The following is a 16,816-nucleotide window of genomic DNA, read 5'->3' as shown; positions in this document are numbered from 1 at the left end:
GGGTCGGGCGGCATACGGTCGAGGCATGAGTGAACGCACCGACCTGCTCGAGTCCCTGCGCAAGCATCGCGAGCTTTTCCTGCTCACGGTCCGGGGGCTGACGGACGACCAGGCCCGCAGCGCGCCCACGGCCAGCGAGCTCACCCTCGGCGGCCTCGTCAAGCACGTGGCCTCCACGGAGCAGGAGTGGACACGGTTCGTCCTCGACGGCCCCGCCGACCAGAACCAGGTCGACTGGCTCGACATCGACTGGACCGACCCGCCGCCGGAGGTCAAGGCACGCCAGGAGGGGTTCCGGCTCCTCGAGGGAGAGACGCTCGACGGCGTCGTCGCCGACTACCGCGCCGTGGCCTCGGTGACCGACCGGCTCGTCGAGACCACCGACCTCGACGCCACGCAGCCGCTGCCCGAGGCTCCCTGGTTCGAGCCGGGCGCCAGCTGGAGCGCCCGGCGCGTGTTCCTGCACGTCGTGGCCGAGACCGCGCAGCACGCCGGCCACGCCGACATCATCCGCGAGTCCATCGACGGCCAGAAGTCCATGGGCTGAGCCACTCCCCCCGCGCTAGGTTCGCAGGCATGGACCTCGGACTCTCTGGACGCACGTACATCGTCACCGGCGGGAGCCGAGGCCTCGGCCTGGCCACCGCAGAGTCACTCGTGGCCGACGGCGCCAACGTCGTCGTCTCGTCCCGCTCGCAGGAGTCCGTCGACGCCGCCGTCGAGCGGCTCGGCGAGCGCGCCGTCGGCGTGGCGGCCGACAACGCCGGCGAGGACACCGCCACGGCGCTCGTGGCCGTGGCTCAGGAGCACTTCGGAGGGCTGCACGGCGCACTCGTGAGCGTCGGCGGACCACCGGCCACGAGCGTCACCGACACGACCGACCAGCAGTGGCGCGACGCCTTCGAGTCGGTGTTCCTCGGCGGCGTGCGGCTCGCCACCACCGTGGCCGAGAACCTCTCCGACGGCGGATCCATCGCCCTCGTGCTGTCCACGTCGGCCAAGGCCCCCATGCCGGGGCTCGCCATCTCCAACGGGCTGCGGCCCGGACTCGCCATGGTGGCCAAGACGCTGGCCGACGAGCTCGGTCCGCGCGGCATCCGCGTCAACGCGCTGCTTCCCGGCCGCGTCGACACCGAGCGCGTCCAGGAGCTCGACGCCCTGAGCGGCGACGCCGCGGCCACTCGCGAACGGGTCGAGAGCAGCATCCCGCTGCGCCGCTACGGGCGCCCCGAGGAGTTCGGCCGCGCCGCCGCGTTCCTGCTCTCGCCCGCCGCCGGATACCTCACGGGAGTCAGCCTCCCGGTCGACGGCGGGATCACCCGCGCGCTCTGAGCCCCATCCCGGGGTGGGGCTAGCGGCGAGGAAGGACGGCGGGCTCGGGTGCTGCCTGGTCCGCGGGCGTCCAGCCGGGCGGACCGAACACGTAGCCCCACTTGGTGCGCCAGCCACGCGCGGACCGCACGTCGCGCGCGATCTCGACGTAGTCGCCGTACTGCAGCTTGAGCAGGTTGTACGTGTCGACCTTCTTGGTGAGTCCGTACGTGGGACGCTGCTTCTCCTCGGCGAACGACCTGAAGAGCCGGTCCCAGACGATGAGCATGCCGCCGTAGTTCTTGTCGAGGTACTCCGGGTCGCTCCCGTGGTGGACCCGGTGGTGCGAGGGCGTGTTGAAGACGTACTCGACGGGCCGCCACAGCTTGTCGACGAGCTCGGTGTGCACGTAGAACTGGAAGATCAGGTTCACGCCGAAGGCCACGTAGAGCGTCCAGGGCGCGAAGCCGAGGAACGGCAGCGGGAGCCAGAAGAAGAACTCGAACCACGGGTTCCACTTCTGTCGCAGCGCGGTCCCGAAGTTCATGAACTCGCTCGAGTGGTGGGCCTGGTGGCCGGCCCAGGCGATGCGCACGCGGTGGCTGAAGCGGTGGTGCCAGTAGTAGCCGAGGTCGACCCCCAGCACCACCAGCACCCAGTACCACCACGTGTCGGTGGGCAGCTGGAACGGCGCGAGGTAGGTGAAGACGGCGATGAAGGCGAAGAAGGTGACGATCTTGAACGCCGTGAGGAAGAAGAGCGAGAGCACACCCATGGAGATGGAGGCGCGGGCGTCCTTCAGGGCGTAGCCCGTCACGTTGTCGTCGTGGTCGAGCCACTTCAGGGCGGCCATCTCGATCACGATCGTGAGCAGGAAGAACGGCGCCGCGTACGTCACGGGGTTCTTGAGCGGGTCCAGCAGGTCCTCCATGCGTGCTCCTCACGTCCGTTCCAGATATGACCTTTCGGTAAGTTACCACGAGGTCATACTGTGCGCTAGCCTGTTCCCATGGCTCGTCCCAACGCCGGAACCAAGGGCGTCCCCCGGATCGACCGCGAGCAGCAGATCCTGGCCGCAGCGTCCGAGGAGTTCGGCACGCAGGGCTACGCGGGCACGTCGGTGGCCACCGTCGCCGACCGCGCCGGGATCTCCAAGCCTCTGGTCTACAACTACTTCGGCTCCAAGGACGGCCTCTACGCCGCCTGCCTCGACCGCGCCGGCGCCATCCTCGGCGACGAGATCGAGCGCATCGCCGGGGGCGACGCCGTCGGCATCGACCGGGGCATCCGCACGCTCGAGGGCATGTTCTCGGTGCTCGAGCCGCAGCCCTACCTCTGGCGGCTGTCCTTCGACCCGACCGCCCCCGCCACCGGCGACGTGGCAGGCATCGCCGCCACCCACACGGCACGGCTGGCCAAGCTGGCGCACGAGGGTGTCGCCGAGCTCCTGGAGCTGGCCGGGGTCACCGACGAGCTCGACGTCTCGGCCATGACCGGCGTGTGGCTCGGCATCGTCGACTCCCTCGTGAACTGGTGGCTCGACCATCCCGACCAGACGGCGGAGCAGATGACGCAGCGCAGCATGCGCCTCGTCGCTGCTCTCTTCGTCGACGCCGCCGGCCAGGACCTGTCCCGATGAGGTCGGCCGCCGGGCAGGTCGTCGTGATCACCGGCTCCTCCAGCGGCATCGGCGCGTCCGCCGCCCGTCAGCTGGCCGCACGCGGCGCCGTGGTGTGCCTGCTCGCCCGCCGCGCCGACGAGCTCGAGCAGGTCCGTGCCGCCATCCAGGCCGACGGCGGCGAGGCCTACGCCTACCCGGTCGACCTCACCGACGACGCCGCCACCCACGCCACTGTCGAGCAGGTCCTGGCCGACCACGGCCACGTCGACGTGCTGGTCAACAACGCGGGCCGCTCCATCCGACGCTCCATCAAGGCCTCGCTCGACCGGCTGCACGACCACGAGCGCGTCATGGCCGTGAACTACATCGGGTCGGTGCGCCTCACGCAGGCGCTGCTGCCGTCGATGCTGGCGCAGGGCCGCGGTCACGTGGTCTTCAGCTCCACGATGTCGACCCAGCTCCCCATCCCCCTCTTCTCCGCCTACCTCGCCAGCAAGAGCGCGGTGGAGTCGTACGCGCGCTCCCTGGCCGCCGAGCTGGGCCACGACGGCATCAGCACGACCATCGTCTACTTCCCCATGGTCCGCACCGAGATGTCCGGCGCCACCGACATCTACGCCGCCATGCGGATGATGAGCGCCGACCAGGCCGGCGGATGGCTCGTCAAGGCCGCCCTCGACCGCCCCACCCGCGTCACGAGCCTCGCCGGCGCCGTCACCGAGGCCGGCATGGCCGTGCTCCCCGGCGTCATCACCAAGGTCTCCGCCCCGCTCTTCCGTCAGATGGACCGCAACCTGCGGCGCCGCACCCGCTCCTGACCGACCTCGGATCGACCTATCGGCGGACCGCCACGGCGAGTAGCATCCGAGGGAGTCCGCACCACCCCGCGGGCCGACCCCGTGGAGCGCCCACCACCGCGCTCCAGAACCTCGACAGGAAGCACCACCGTGACCACTGCACCCACGCCCGACCCGGCCGGATCCGTCTTCGGCCACCGCCACGAGCAGGTCGTCTTCTGCCACGACGAGGCGAGCGGACTCCGCGCCATCGTCGCGCTGCACTCCACGGCCCTCGGCCCCGGACTCGGCGGGACCCGGTTCTACCCGTACGCCTCCGAGGCGGCCGCCCTCGCCGACGTCCTCGACCTGAGCCAGGGCATGGCCTACAAGAACGCCCTCGCCGGCCTCGACCTCGGCGGCGGCAAGGCCGTCATCATCGGCGACCCCAGGACCCTCAAGACCGAGGCCCTGCTGCGCGCCTACGGCCGCTTCGTCGAGTCGCTCGGTGGCCGGTACTTCACCGCGTGCGACGTCGGCACCTTCAGCCCCGACATGGACGTCATCGCCCGCGAGACCTCCTACGTCACCGGCCGCACCATCGAGCACGGCGGCGCCGGCGACTCCTCGGTCCTCACCGCCTTCGGCGTCTACCAGGGCATGCGCGCGAGCGCTCAGCACGTGTGGGGCAGCCCGTCGCTCGCGGGCAGGACCGTCGGCATCACCGGTGTCGGCAAGGTCGGCAAGCACCTCGTCGCTCACCTCGTCGAGGAGGACGCCCAGGTCGTCGTCACCGACCCCAGCCCCGAGGCCACCGCCGCCATCACCGCACGCTTCCCCCAGGTGCGCGTCGTGGAGTCCGCCGAGGCGCTCGTGGCGGAGCAGCTCGACGTCTTCTCTCCCTGCGCCCTCGGGCACGCCCTGAGCGACGAGGTCGTGGCCGCGCTCTCGGCCACCGTCGTGTGCGGCGGCGCCAACAACCAGCTGGCTCACGAGGGCACCGCCAAGCTCCTGACCGAGCGCGGCATCTCCTACGCGCCCGACTACTGCGTCAACGCGGGCGGCGTCATCCAGGTGGCCGACGAGCTCGACCCCCACGGGTTCTCGTTCGAGCGCGCCCAGGCCCGTGCCACCGGCATCTTCGACACGACGCTGGCCGTCCTCGAGCGCGCCTCCTCCGAGGGCATCACCACGGCGGAGGCCGCCGACCGCCAGGCCGAGCAGCGGATGCACGCCGTCGGCCGTCTCGGTCAGATCCACCTGCCGCGCTGAGGCAGGAGCCGCTCAGGAGCCGGCTGCGTCGTCGATCGTGAGGTCGACGGCGTGGCCGGCCGCGGCCCCGCGGCACAGCGCACCCACCTGCCCGGCACCTTCGAGGGACACGAGCGACGGGTCCGGCAGGAACCGGACCAGCGTGCCTGACGTGCCGTCGGGCTCGATGCTCTCCGGGTCGCCCACCGGCAGTCCGCTCTCGTACCGCGTGCGCCAGGCGCCGTCGTCCCGTCGGTTCTCGTGGACGAGCCACGCCGACGCAGCCGTCACGACCGACATGCCGGAACGCCGGAAGCCGTCGGCCAGCACCTCGTCGCTGCCGGCGTCGAAGAACCTCAGGTCGGGCGTGGCCATCACCGGCTTGACCACCGGGACCCCACGCGCGTCCAGACGGGTGTCGGTGCCGCGGCCGTCGTCCTGCACCGACCACGAGCCGTCGTCATGACGACGCACGTGGACAGCCCGCGTGCTGCCGTGCACGGCCTCGTCGAGCGCATACGCCAGCACCTCGAGCACGAGGTGCTCGAGGCTGTCGCCCTGCCAGTGCGAGAGATCCTCGCGAACCTGCCGCACATGATCTGGATCGACGTAGGTCGTCCAGTCATGCGTGGTGCGCAGGCCCGGCAGCATCAGCTGGCGTCGCGGTCCTTGTACCGGTCCGGATCTGCGAGATCGGCATACTGCTCGGGGATCGGTTCACCCGAGTCACCGTGGAGTTCTCGTTGCAGGTTCCCGAAGTCGGTATCAGGTGTCCGATACTTCAGGTCGCGTGCAACCTTGGTCTGCTTTGCCTTTGCACGGCCGCGCCCCATGGGTCGACCCCCTCGCACAGAATAGTCAGTGATGTCGTGCTGCTCAGCCTACCCAACATCTCCACGGAACGACGCAGTACCCCCAGGTCCAGCGTGTTTCCCGGGGGTTCGGTCCTGCGGTTCAGGGCCGGATCAGGCGTGGTCCCCCGTGAGGGTGACGGTTCCGCCGGCCCCGTGGACACCGGCATCGGCGACGTCGCCGGCCACCCAGGCCTCGATGCCGTGCTCGGCGAGGAGGCGGATGGAGGCGTCGGCGTCGTCGGGTGCCACGAGCGCGACCATGCCGACGCCCATGTTGAGCGCCTGCTCGAGGTCGGCCTGCGCGACCGACCCGACCTCGGCGACGAGCGAGAAGATGGCCTGCGGCGTCCAGGTGGTGCGGTCGATGCGGACCGACACGGAGTCGGGCACGACGCGCTCGAGGTTGGCCGCCAGCCCGCCGCCCGTCACGTGGGACATGGCGTGGACGTCGAGCTTCCTGACCAGGTCGAGGCTCGGCAGCGTGTAGAGGCGCGTGGGCACGAGCAGGGTCTGGCCCAGCGCGCCGCCCAGCTCGGGGACCTCGCGGTCGAGCTCCCAGCCGGCGTGCGTGAAGAAGACGTGGCGCACGAGCGAGTAGCCGTTGGAGTGCAGGCCCGACGACTTCATGGCGATGACGACGTCGCCCGGCCGGACGAGCTCGGCGCCGATGACCTGGTCGGCCTCGACGACGCCCGTGGTGGAGCCCGCGATGTCGTACTCGTCGGGAGCGAGGAGGCCCGGGTGCTCGGCGGTCTCGCCGCCCAGCAGCGCGGTGCCGGACTCGGCGCACGCCTGGGCGATGCCCTTGACGATCTCGGCGATGCGCTCGGGCACCACCTTGCCGGTGGCGATGTAGTCGGTCATGAAGAGCGGCTCGGCCCCGCAGACCACGAGGTCGTCGACGAGCATGCCGACGAGGTCGAAGCCGATGGTGTCGTGCTGGTCCATGCGCTGGGCGATCTGGACCTTGGTGCCCACGCCGTCGGCCGACGTGGCCAGCAGAGGACGGCGGTACGACTTGAGCGAGGTGGCGTCGAAGAGTCCGGCGAACCCGCCGATGCCGCCCACGACCTCAGGACGGCGGGCCTTCTCGACCCACTCCTTCATGAGCTCGACCGCGCGGTCGCCCTCCTCGATGGAGACACCGGCAGCGGCGTACGACGCGCCGGCCTGGTCGTTCACTGGATCACCTTGAGGGGCTTGGCGTCGGTCTCGAGCAGGTGCTTGCCGATGAGGTCGTCCTCGGGGAGCGCGACGGGGTAGATGCCGTCGAAGCACGCCCGGCAGAGGTTCTCCTTGGGCACGTTGGTGGCCTCGACGAGGTTGTCGAGCGAGACGTAGGCGAGCGAGTCGGCTCCGATGGAGCGGCAGATCTCGTCGACGCTGATGCCGTTGGCGATGAGCTCGGCACGCGAGGCGAAGTCGATGCCGTAGAAGCACGGCCACTTGACCGGCGGGCTGGAGATCCGCACGTGCACCTCGGCCGCACCGAACTCGCGGAGCATGCGCACGAGCGCGCGCTGGGTGTTGCCGCGGACGATGGAGTCGTCGACGACCACGAGGCGCTTGCCGGCGATCACGTCGCGCAGGGGGTTGAGCTTGAGCCGGATGCCGAGCTGACGGATGGTCTGCGACGGCTGGATGAAGGTGCGGCCCACGTACGAGTTCTTGACGAGCCCGTGGCCGAACGGGATGCCGGACTCGGCGGCGTAGCCGATGGCGGCGGGGGTGCCGGACTCCGGCACGGGGATGACGAGGTCGGCGTCGACCGGGAACTCACGGGCGAGCTGGCGGCCAATGTCCTGACGCACCGTGAAGACGCGCTGGTCGGCGATGGTGGTGTCGGGCCGCGCGAGGTAGACGTACTCGAAGATGCAGCCCTTGGGCGCGGCCTCGGCGAAGCGCTCGGTGCGCAGGCCGTCCTCGTCGATGGCGATGAACTCGCCGGGCTCGATCTCGCGGATGTACGAGGCGCCGACGATGTCGAGGGCGGCGGTCTCGGAGGCGACGACCCAGCCGCGCTCCAGGCGGCCGAGCACGAGCGGGCGGATGCCCTGCGGGTCGCGCGCGGCGTAGAGCGTGTTCTCGTCCATGAAGACGAGGGAGAAGGCTCCGCGCAGGCGCGGGAGCACCTCGAGGGCGGCCTCCTCGACGGAGCGGTCCTGGTACGAGGCGAGCAGGCTGGCCATGACCGACGTGTCGGTGGTGGCGGTCTCGCCCTCGCCCTTGCGACCCTTGGCCTGGTCGGCCGTGCGCTCGAGCAGGAGCTGCTGGAGGTCGTGGGTGTTGGTGAGGTTGCCGTTGTGCCCGAGGGCGACCGAGCCGTTGGCGGTGGGCCGGAACGTGGGCTGCGCGTTCTGCCAGACGCTGGCGCCGGTGGTGCTGTAGCGCGCGTGGCCGATGGCGATGGAGCCCTTGAGCGACTCGAGCGTGGACTCGTCGAAGACCTGCGAGACGAGGCCCATGTCCTTGTAGACGAGGATCTGGCGCCCGTTGCTCACGGCGATGCCTGCCGACTCCTGCCCACGGTGCTGCAGCGCGTACAGGCCGTAGTACGTGAGCTTGGCGACCTCCTCACCGGGAGCCCACACACCGAAGACGCCACAGGCGTCCTGGGGTCCGACGTCCTGGGGGTCGATGTCGTGCGTCAGCCGACCGTCACCACGTGCCACGGGTCCAGTGTAGGGGGCTCGCAAGGCTTACCGTGACCACATGGTGCTTGCACTCGCCTATGGCCTCGCCACGGCCGTGCCGCTCGTGGGCGGCGCGGCGATCGGGCTGCGCTGGAAGCTGCCCCAGGAGGTGCTGGCCGCGCTCATGGCCTTCGGCGCCGGGACCATGGTCGCCGCGGCCGGCGAGGAGCTCTTCGGACCGGCCTTCGAGGCCCTCCCGCACCTGGAGGCGGGAGGCGCGCTGCTGCTCGGCGCGGGCGTCTACGTGACCGCCAACCACTGGCTCGACCGGCGGGCCGCCGGCGGGGCCGTGGGCCTCGGACTTCTCCTCGGTGCCGTGCTCGACGGCGTGCCGGAGAACGCGGCGCTCGGCGTCAGCCTCTCGGACGGCGGTCTCGCCCTGCTCGTCGCGATCGCGGTCGGCAACATGCCGGAGGCCATCGGGAGCGCGTCGACCCTGCGCGACGACCCGAGCATGGGCGCCCGCAAGGGGCTGCTGCTGTGGACCGTGACCGGAACGGTCCTGGTCGTCGTCACGGTGGTCGCCCACGCGGCCGCCGACGTCGTGAGCCCGGACGCGATCGCGCTCACCCAGGCCTTCGCGGGAGGGGCCACGATCGCGGTGCTCGCCGACACCCTCATGCCCGAGGCGTACCGCGACGGTGGCTGGTGGGTCGGGCTGGCCACCGCGGCCGGGTTCCTCGCCGCGTACCTGCTCGGCTGAGCCGACCGGGCCGACCTCGGCCAGGATGGGGTCATGGACAACGACACCCTGAGCGTGGAACGGACCATCGCAGCGCCGGCCTCGGCGATCTTCGCCTATCTCTCCGACGCGGCCAAGCACCAGGAGATCGACGGGTCGGGGACCGTGCGGGGAACGCGCGGGGACTCAGAGCCGCTCTCGATCGGGTCGGTGTTCGGCATGGCGATGCACATGGGCGTCGGCTACCGCACCAGAAACACCGTCATCGAGCTCGTGCCCGACCAGCGCATCGCGTGGCAGACCACCGGCCTGGGCGGACTCGTCGGGGGCCGGATCTGGCGCTACGAGCTGGAGCCGGCGGGCGAGGGCAGCACTCTTGTCCGGGAGACCTGGGACGTGAGCCGGGACAAGCAGAAGTTCTTCCTGAAGCGCAGCAAGATCCCTGCCGCCAACCAGGCCGGCATGCGGAGGACGCTCGAGCGGATCGCCGGTCTCGTCGAGCGCTGACCGCAGCGCATTCCTGTGCGGCGGGCAACGACCATGGCGCCGGTCGTGCCGCGCGGCCTAGGGTGGGCGTGACCCCCGTCACACCGCCCGACCACGAGGAGCCCCTCCATGGCCGACCTGCCCGCCGCGACGTTCCTGACCGACTTCCACGCCTACCGCGCGGAGCACCAGCCCGACGACCCGTGCTGGACGTACCTGGAGCGCACCTGGACGTGGGCCGAGGCCTGGGACGACGTTCGCGCCTTCGCCGGCGCCCTGCAGGCCGAGGGCATCGGCCGGGGCGACCGCATCGCCTTCCTCGACAAGAACAACCCCGCCACGCTCACCGCCACCCAGGCCGTGTGCCTGCTCGGCGCGGCCAACGCCATCGTGAACTGGCGCCTCGCAGGTGACGAGCTCGACTACGTCATCAACGACGCCGGCGCACGGATCCTGTTCGTCGGCCACGAGCTGCTGCCCTCGATCGAGCTGATCCGCGACAAGCTCACGACCGTCGAGCGGATCATCGTCGTGGGTGGGGAGTCCGACGAGCTCGAGGCCTGGGTCGCAGCGGCGTCGCCGGTCGAGCGCCAGGACGACGTCGACCCCCACGACACGTGCCTCGTCATGTACAGCTCGGGCACCACGGGGCGCCCCAAGGGCGTCATGCTCAGCCAGCACAACATGGTGGTGCACACCCGCTACGCCGGCGGCGACGTCGAGTACGGCGAGGGCGACATGATGCTCATCGCCATGCCGATGTTCCACGTCGGAGGCTCGTCCTACGCGCTGTTCGGCCCGGCCACCGGCACGCACGGCTTCATCATCCGTGAGGTCGACGCCACGCTGCTCGCGGGCGCCATGATGGCCGGCGTCACGCACGCGTTCCTCGTGCCCGCCGTCGTCGCAGGTCTCCTGCAGGCCGGACCGCAGGCCATGGGCCTGTTCAGCCGGCTCAAGGTGTTCAGCTACGGAGCGGCGCCCATGCCGCTCCCGGTGCTGCGTGGGGCGCTCGAGCACTGGCCCACCACCACGTTCATGCAGGTGTACGGCATGACCGAGATGGCTGGTGTCGTCACGATCCTCGACGACGCCGCGCACCGCGACGCCGACCACCCCGAGCGGCTCGTGAGCGCCGGCAAGCCCATTCCCGGCGTCGAGGGACGCGTCGTCGACGCCATCACCCTGGAGGACGTCGCCCCCGGCGAGTCCGGCGAGCTGTGGTGGCGCACCGAGCAGGCCACGAGCGGCTACCTGGGCCGGCCCGAGGCCACCGAGGAGCTCCTCACGCCCGACGGGTGGCTCCGCTCCGGCGACATCGGCCGCGTCGACGACGAAGGGTTCGTCTTCATCGAGGACCGCGTGAAGGACATGATCATCACGGGCGGCGAGAACGTGTACTCGCCTGAGGTGGAGCGGGTCCTGGCCGAGCACCCGGCCGTGCTCGAGCTGGCCGTCATCGGCGTCCCCGACGACCGCTGGGGCGAGACCGTGAAGGCCGTCGTGGCGCTCAAGCCCGACCAGAGCGCGTCGGCGGAGGAGCTCATCGCCTTCGCGCGCGAGCGGCTTGCGCACTACAAGGCGCCGTCGTCGATCGACGTCATCGAGGCCCTCCCCCGCAACCCCTCCGGGAAGATCCTCAAGCGCGACCTCCGCAAGCCCTACTGGGCCGACCGCGACCGCCAGGTCTGACCCCCGGACGGTTTACCACGGTGTGTTGGCAACCTGACCCATACCTCCGGAAGCTTCCGGAGGTATGGGCATGTCTACCGACTTACCGTGGTAAACCGTCTCGCCAGACGTGTGACAGGTGGGACTCGTGGGACGTACCCTCGGTCCATGCGTCTGGTGCCTTCCCCCACCGCGCGGCTCGTCGGAACGCTCGTCGCCGCGCTGTTGACCGCTGTCCTGACCCCTCTCGGGTCCTCCACCGCGTCGGCGGTCACCCCTCAGGCCCCCGGCAGCCACCGCGGCTACGCCTTCGACGCCTGCCAGGCGCCGAGCCAGAAGGTCATGGACGCGTGGGGCCAGTACTCGCCGTACCAGGCCATCGGCATCTACGTCTCCGGCAACTCGCGCTACTGCGGCGACAAGTACCAGCCCAACCTGAGCAGGACGTGGGTCATGGCCAACGCCGCCAAGGGCTGGCAGTTCATGCCCATCCACGTCGGCTACCAGTCGCCGTGCTTCAAGAACAACCCCAGCAGCCGGGTCCAGAAGAAGAAGCTCCCCACCAGCACGGTCAAGGCGCGTGAGCTGGGCATCAGCGACGCCAACGAGACCATCGCCGCGTTCGCCAAGTACGGCCTCGGCAAGAACAGCGTGAGCTACCTCGACCTCGAGTGGTACGCCCGCACCACCACGTGCGACAACGCGATCCTCGCCTTCATCGACGGCTGGACCGACCGCCTCCACGCCAAGGGCTTCCGTTCCGGCGTGTACTCCAGCGGCTCCGCGGCCATCGCCCTGCTGAACGAGGTCCGCGCGGGCAGGAAGAAGGTCTCGTTCGTCAAGATGACCAACCCCGACCAGGTGTGGGTGGCCTGGACCAACAAGAAGGCCGACACCGACGCCGGCCCCTACCTCGCCGACAGGTACTGGGCCAAGCAGCGCATCCACCAGTTCCACAACGGCACCGACGAGACCTACCGCGGGCACACGATCAACATCGACCGGAACTTCATGGAGGTCGGGAACGGCTGGCAGTACTCGGCCGACCCCAAGGCGTGCGGCAACGTCACCATGACCTACAAGACGTACCCGCTCCTGGCGAAGGGTTCCACGGCCCCGCAGGTCCGCGCCCTGCAGTGCGCCCTGAAGCAGCTGGGCCTCAAGAAGGACGTCACGAGCGAGGTGGGGGCAGGCACGATCGCCGCCGTCAACGCGTACCGCAGGAAGAAGGGCTGGGCGCAGACCGGCCAGACCACCCCCGGCTTCTGGACCGCCCTGCTGGCCGAGGGAAGCACGCCCTACGTGCTCAAGTACGGCGCGACGGGTGAGCGCGTCTGGCGTCTGCAGCGCTCGCTGCGGGCCGCCGGGTGCGACTACATCTCCACGGGCGTCTACGACCACGCCACCGAGCGCTGCGTCTCCCGGTACCGCAAGGCCAACGGGCAGACCGGCTACATCACGGTGACCACCGACGTCTGGGCCAAGCTGCGGGCAGCTCACCGCCTGTCATGACCGTCCTGGTGTCGGCGCACCGCGGAGGCTCCGGCAACAACCGCCCGGGCGAGAACACGATCGCGGCGGTCGAGCGGGCCGTGCGGATGGGTGCCGACTACGTCGAGTTCGACGTCCACCGGTCCCCCGCCGGTCGACTCGTCGTCGGACACGACGCACCGGTGGACGAAGGCGGTGTCCTGCTCGCCGACGTCGTCGCAGTCCTCCGCGCCGGTGAGAAGGTGGGCGCGCACGTCGACCTCAAGCTGGCCACGGGCGAGCACGAGGCGGTCGCCCTGGTCGTCGCGGCGCTCCCGCTCGAGCGCATCGTCGTCACCACGTCGGAGGACGCGAGCATCCCGCGGCTGCGGGCCTGGTCGGCCGCCCACGCACCGGGCCTGAGGCTGGGCCTCTCCACCGCGGCGCGCTCGCACCGCGGCACGCTCCCGTCGCGCTGGCTCGCGCGGACCGCCGCCTGGTTCCCCCGCGCCCGCATGCGCCGGGCCGGGGTCGACGTGGTGGTGAGTCACCAGCTCATCGCGCGGTACTGGCTGCGCTCCTGGGCCCGCCGACGCGGCCTGCCACTGCTCGTCTGGACCGTCGACGGCACCGACGCCCTCCGCTACTGGACGTCGGACCCGCACACCTGGATGGTCACCACCAACCACCCCGACGTCGCCCTGGCCCTCCGCCCCCGCTGAGTGTGGTGGGGTGAGTCAGGTGAGGGGGAGGTGGGGGCTGAGGTCGGAGCGCTCGCCGCTCGCGCGGACCGAGGCGTCGGCCCATTCGAGTGTGCCTCGGGCCAGGCCGATCCAGGTGAGGGCGTCGGTCTCCACCACGGCCGGCGGCGTGCCACGGGTGTGGCGGGCTCCCTCGATGCACTGCACCGCCGAGTAGGGCGGGACGCGGACCTCGACGCTGCGACCGGGCGACCTCTGCGCAAGGACGGCGAGGAAGTGCTTCACGAGGGGCTTGAGCACCTCGCGCCCGGACTCTCCGGCGTCGAGCCGAGCGAGCAGGTCGGCGACCTCGGCGTCGGGCAGGGGCGTGAGGAGACGGGCCATGCTCAGCCCAGCGTGGCGCCGAGCACGGCGGGCAGCGTGGCCTTCCACTCCGCCATGAGCTCGTTGACCGGGACGGAGAACTGGCCCTCGACGGTGATGTCGGTGCCACCGGTGCGACCGATCGACGTGAGCGTGACACCGTGCTTCTCGGCCAGGGCGACCAGCTCGTCGTGCCGGTCCTCCACGACCGTCACGACCGCGCGGGCCGTGGACTCGCTGAAGAGCTCGACGAAAGGGTCCTCCAGCGCGACCGTGACGCCGACACCGTTCCGGAACGACGCCTCCGAGATGGCCTGCGCCAGGCCGCCGTCGGAGAGGTCGTGCGCACTCGTGACGAGGCCCAGCTTCGAGGCCTCCTGCAGGACGGCCGCGAGAGCCTGCTCGGCCTCGAGGTCGACGACCGGCGGCAGGCCACCGAGGTGGTCGTGCACCACGCCCGCCCACGCCGAGCCGGAGAGCTCGTCGCGCGTCTCGCCCAGCACGACGACGTGCTCGTCGGGGCCGGCGAAGCCCTGCATGACGCGGCGACGGACGTCGTCGATCACGCCGAGCACGCCCACGACGGGGGTCGGCAGGATGTTCGTGTCGCCGGTCTGGTTGTAGAAGCTCACGTTGCCGCCGGTGACCGGGATGCCGAGCACGGCGCAGGCGTCCTTGAGGCCGTGGGTGGCCTGCTCGAACTGCCACATGACGTCGGGGTCCTCGGGCGAGCCGAAGTTGAGGCAGTCTGTGACGGCGAGGGGCAGCGCGCCGCTCACGGCCACGTTGCGGAAGGCCTCGGCGAGCGCCAGCTGCGCGCCCGCGTAGGGGTCGAGCTTGGCGAATCGGCCGTTGCAGTCGGTGGAGATGGCGACCCCGAGGTTCGTGTCCTCGTCGACGCGGACGATGCCGGCGTCCTCCGGCTGCGCGAGGACGGTGTTGCCCTGCACGTAGCGGTCGTACTGGTCGGTGACCCACGACTTGTCGGCCAGGTTGGGCGAGGAGACCATCGCCCGCAGCGCGGCCAGCAGCTCGTCGCCCGAGGCGGGACGGGCGAGGGAGTCGGCCGTGTCGGCCTGCAGGGCGTCCTGCCAGGAGGGGCGGGCGTAGGGCCGGTCGTAGGTGGGGCCGTCGTGCGCCACGGAGCGCGGGGGCACGTCGACGACGGTCTCTCCGTGCCAGTCGATGACGAGGTGGTCGCCGTCGGTGACCTCGCCGACCACGACGGCCTCGACGTCCCACTTCTCGCAGATGGACATGAACGCGTCGAGGTGCTCGGGCTCCACGACCGCCATCATGCGCTCCTGGCTCTCGCTCATGAGGATCTCCTCCGGCGAGAGGGACGAGTCACGCAGCGGCACGGTGTCGAGCTCGACGTGCATGCCGCCGTCGCCGGCGGAGGCGAGCTCGGAGGTGGCGCAGGACAGGCCCGCTCCGCCGAGGTCCTGGATGCCGTTGACGACCTTGGCCGCGAACAGCTCGAGGGTGCACTCGATGAGGAGCTTCTCCATGAACGGGTCGCCGACCTGCACCGCGGGACGCTTGGACGGGCCGGTCGACTCGAAGGTCTCCGACGCGAGCACGCTCACGCCGCCGATGCCGTCGCCGCCCGTGCGGGCGCCGTAGAGCACGACCTTGTTGCCCACGCCAGATGCGAACGCCAGGTGCAGGTCCTCGTGGCGGAGCACGCCGACGCACAGCGCGTTGACGAGCGGGTTGCCGAGGTAGGTCTCGTCGAAGACGACCTCACCGCCGACGTTGGGCAGGCCGAGGCAGTTGCCGTAGCCGCCGACGCCCGCGACGATGCCCGGCAGCACGCGCAGGGTGTCGGGCGCGTCGAGCGGGCCGAAGCGCAGGGGGTCCATGACGGCGACGGGACGCGCGCCCATGGCCAGGATGTCGCGGACGATGCCGCCGACACCGGTGGCCGCACCCTGGTACGGCTCGACGTAGCTGGGGTGGTTGTGCGACTCGACCTTGAAGGTGACGGCGTAGCCCTGGCCGATGTCGATGACTCCGGCGTTCTCGCCGATGCCGGCGAGCGTCTTGCCGAGCGGGGTCTCCTGCGGCAGGTCGCCGAACTTCTTGAGGTGCACCTTGGAGGACTTGTAGGAGCAGTGCTCGCTCCACATGACCGAGTACATGGCCAGCTCCGCGCCGGTGGGGCGTCGACCGAGGATCTCGCGGATGCGCTGGTACTCGTCGGGCTTGAGTCCCAGCTCCTCCCACGGCTGCTCACGATCGGGGGTGGTGGAGGCATGCTCCACGGTGTCCAGGGTGGGGGCGTCAGGCACGGGGCCAGCCTACCGGCGTGGGCCCCGGCGGAAGAATCTGCACCGGGCCGCGAGCACGGGGGACGGTCAGGCGCCCATGCCCGCCCACGTGGCCTCGATGCTCGCCCCCACGTCGACGAGCTGGGTCTTGGTCACCTCGGGCTTCTCCAGCTCACGCTCCACGTACTTCACGACGAACCGCTTCACCTCCGCGTCGATCCCGGCCACCTTCTGGAGCATCGACGCGCGCAGCCCGGACGCCTTGAGGTCCAGCTTCACGTCGCGGGCCTTGGGCGGCTCGATGTCGATCACGATCTTCAGGTCCTCCGTGGCGCGGGCCTGGATGTGGAGCGGGATGACCATCTCGCCGTGGAACCGGTGCTTGTCGACCTGGAGGTTCACCTCGAAGTCGAGCGAGACGGGGATGGTGACGCGGTAGCGGATCATGTCGCCGTCGAGGCGCTCCGCCGAGGCCTCGCCCATCTGCCCGGTGGCCGTGGCCTCGGCCGCGCGGCCGGGCCCGACGCCGATGGGACCGAGCTCGACGGGGGCGCCTGCCATGCCCTGCACGACACCGAGGATGCGCTCCTTGCTCACGGCTTCCTCGAAGAACAGCCGACCGAACTCCTCGTACGTGCAGGGCTTCATGCCGAGACGCTACCGC

At 70.7% G+C, this 16,816-nt stretch carries 18 protein-coding genes; 10 read left to right on the top strand and 8 right to left on the bottom strand.

What is annotated here, in order from left to right; genetic code table 11:
- Positions 1 to 25: 25 nt before the first annotated feature.
- Both ASD11_RS00475 and ASD11_RS00470 read left to right on the top strand, forming a co-directional pair.
- A complete protein-coding gene (locus ASD11_RS00475; protein ID WP_056281782.1) occupies positions 26 to 547 on the top strand; it encodes a DinB family protein in 522 nt (173 codons plus the stop codon).
- A 29-nt stretch (positions 548 to 576) separates the two neighbouring features.
- Complete coding sequence (locus tag ASD11_RS00470) at positions 577 to 1,332, top strand: SDR family oxidoreductase (RefSeq protein WP_056281779.1); 756 nt, start codon at positions 577 to 579, stop codon at positions 1,330 to 1,332.
- Positions 1,333 to 1,351: 19 nt separating this feature from the next.
- Here the strand turns inward: ASD11_RS00470 and ASD11_RS00465 are convergent, their stop codons facing one another.
- Positions 1,352 to 2,242, bottom strand: a complete 891-nt coding sequence (locus tag ASD11_RS00465) for a sterol desaturase family protein (RefSeq protein WP_056281778.1) — start codon at positions 2,240 to 2,242, stop codon at positions 1,352 to 1,354.
- A 78-nt stretch (positions 2,243 to 2,320) separates the two neighbouring features.
- Here ASD11_RS00465 and ASD11_RS00460 point away from each other — a divergent pair, with 78 nt between their 5' ends.
- The 3 genes from ASD11_RS00460 to ASD11_RS00450 all read left to right on the top strand — a co-directional run bounded on the left by ASD11_RS00460 (position 2,321) and on the right by ASD11_RS00450 (position 4,980).
- Entirely contained in the window at positions 2,321 to 2,950 is a 630-nt protein-coding gene (locus tag ASD11_RS00460; protein WP_056281775.1) for a TetR/AcrR family transcriptional regulator, read from the top strand.
- Complete coding sequence (locus ASD11_RS00455; protein ID WP_056281771.1) at positions 2,947 to 3,750, top strand: SDR family NAD(P)-dependent oxidoreductase; 804 nt, start codon at positions 2,947 to 2,949, stop codon at positions 3,748 to 3,750. Before ASD11_RS00460 ends, ASD11_RS00455 begins: the two co-directional genes overlap by 4 nt.
- Before the next feature lie 129 nt (positions 3,751 to 3,879).
- Positions 3,880 to 4,980, top strand: coding sequence for a Glu/Leu/Phe/Val dehydrogenase dimerization domain-containing protein (locus ASD11_RS00450; protein WP_056281768.1), 1,101 nt, complete (start codon positions 3,880 to 3,882; stop codon positions 4,978 to 4,980).
- Between the two features lie 12 nt (positions 4,981 to 4,992).
- Here ASD11_RS00450 and ASD11_RS00445 read toward each other — a convergent pair whose 3' ends face one another.
- The 4 genes from ASD11_RS00445 to purF all read right to left on the bottom strand — a co-directional run bounded on the left by ASD11_RS00445 (position 4,993) and on the right by purF (position 8,485).
- Positions 4,993 to 5,610, bottom strand: coding sequence for an ATP-binding protein (locus ASD11_RS00445; RefSeq protein ID WP_162246445.1), 618 nt, complete (start codon positions 5,608 to 5,610; stop codon positions 4,993 to 4,995).
- Positions 5,610 to 5,792: a DUF3073 domain-containing protein gene (locus ASD11_RS17655; RefSeq protein ID WP_082554065.1), complete on the bottom strand. Its 183-nt coding sequence runs from the start codon at positions 5,790 to 5,792 to the stop codon at positions 5,610 to 5,612. The genes ASD11_RS00445 and ASD11_RS17655 overlap by 1 nt, the downstream gene beginning before the upstream one ends.
- Before the next feature lie 132 nt (positions 5,793 to 5,924).
- Positions 5,925 to 6,995, bottom strand: coding sequence for a phosphoribosylformylglycinamidine cyclo-ligase (gene purM / locus ASD11_RS00440; protein ID WP_056281764.1), 1,071 nt, complete (start codon positions 6,993 to 6,995; stop codon positions 5,925 to 5,927).
- Positions 6,992 to 8,485, bottom strand: a complete 1,494-nt coding sequence (gene purF / locus ASD11_RS00435; protein WP_056281761.1) for an amidophosphoribosyltransferase — start codon at positions 8,483 to 8,485, stop codon at positions 6,992 to 6,994. Before purF ends, purM begins: the two co-directional genes overlap by 4 nt.
- 40 nt (positions 8,486 to 8,525) lie before the next feature.
- On the opposite strand from purF, the gene ASD11_RS00430 reads away from it, so the two are divergent.
- The 5 genes from ASD11_RS00430 to ASD11_RS00410 all read left to right on the top strand — a co-directional run bounded on the left by ASD11_RS00430 (position 8,526) and on the right by ASD11_RS00410 (position 13,537).
- Positions 8,526 to 9,209, top strand: coding sequence for a ZIP family metal transporter (locus ASD11_RS00430; RefSeq protein ID WP_056281759.1), 684 nt, complete (start codon positions 8,526 to 8,528; stop codon positions 9,207 to 9,209).
- A gap of 33 nt (positions 9,210 to 9,242) precedes the next feature.
- On the top strand, positions 9,243 to 9,695 hold the full coding sequence (locus ASD11_RS00425) for an SRPBCC family protein (protein WP_056281756.1): 453 nt from the start codon (positions 9,243 to 9,245) through the stop codon (positions 9,693 to 9,695).
- 108 nt (positions 9,696 to 9,803) lie between these two features.
- Positions 9,804 to 11,366, top strand: coding sequence for a long-chain-fatty-acid--CoA ligase (locus tag ASD11_RS00420; protein WP_056281754.1), 1,563 nt, complete (start codon positions 9,804 to 9,806; stop codon positions 11,364 to 11,366).
- A 147-nt stretch (positions 11,367 to 11,513) separates the two neighbouring features.
- Positions 11,514 to 12,857: a glycoside hydrolase domain-containing protein gene (locus ASD11_RS00415; RefSeq protein ID WP_056281752.1), complete on the top strand. Its 1,344-nt coding sequence runs from the start codon at positions 11,514 to 11,516 to the stop codon at positions 12,855 to 12,857.
- Positions 12,854 to 13,537: a glycerophosphodiester phosphodiesterase gene (locus tag ASD11_RS00410; RefSeq protein WP_056281750.1), complete on the top strand. Its 684-nt coding sequence runs from the start codon at positions 12,854 to 12,856 to the stop codon at positions 13,535 to 13,537. The genes ASD11_RS00415 and ASD11_RS00410 overlap by 4 nt, the downstream gene beginning before the upstream one ends.
- 15 nt (positions 13,538 to 13,552) lie before the next feature.
- On the opposite strand, the gene ASD11_RS00405 is transcribed toward ASD11_RS00410, so the two are convergent.
- The 3 genes from ASD11_RS00405 to ASD11_RS00395 form a co-directional block, all read right to left on the bottom strand.
- Positions 13,553 to 13,900 carry a sterol carrier family protein gene (locus ASD11_RS00405; RefSeq protein ID WP_056281747.1) on the bottom strand — a complete coding sequence of 116 codons (348 nt, stop codon included), beginning with the start codon at positions 13,898 to 13,900 and terminating at the stop codon, positions 13,553 to 13,555.
- Between the two features lie 2 nt (positions 13,901 to 13,902).
- Entirely contained in the window at positions 13,903 to 16,173 is a 2,271-nt protein-coding gene (purL, locus tag ASD11_RS00400; protein WP_056281744.1) for a phosphoribosylformylglycinamidine synthase subunit PurL, read from the bottom strand.
- Positions 16,174 to 16,239: 66 nt separating this feature from the next.
- Positions 16,240 to 16,800 (bottom strand): hypothetical protein, encoded by a 561-nt coding sequence (locus ASD11_RS00395; RefSeq protein ID WP_056281742.1) that lies wholly within the window; start codon positions 16,798 to 16,800, stop codon positions 16,240 to 16,242.
- Between the last annotated feature and the right edge of the window lie 16 nt (positions 16,801 to 16,816).

The sequence above is a fragment of the Aeromicrobium sp. Root495 genome (genome assembly GCF_001426755.1).
Classification (GTDB): domain Bacteria; phylum Actinomycetota; class Actinomycetes; order Propionibacteriales; family Nocardioidaceae; genus Aeromicrobium.
This window is presented reverse-complemented; position numbering and strand designations above follow the sequence as displayed.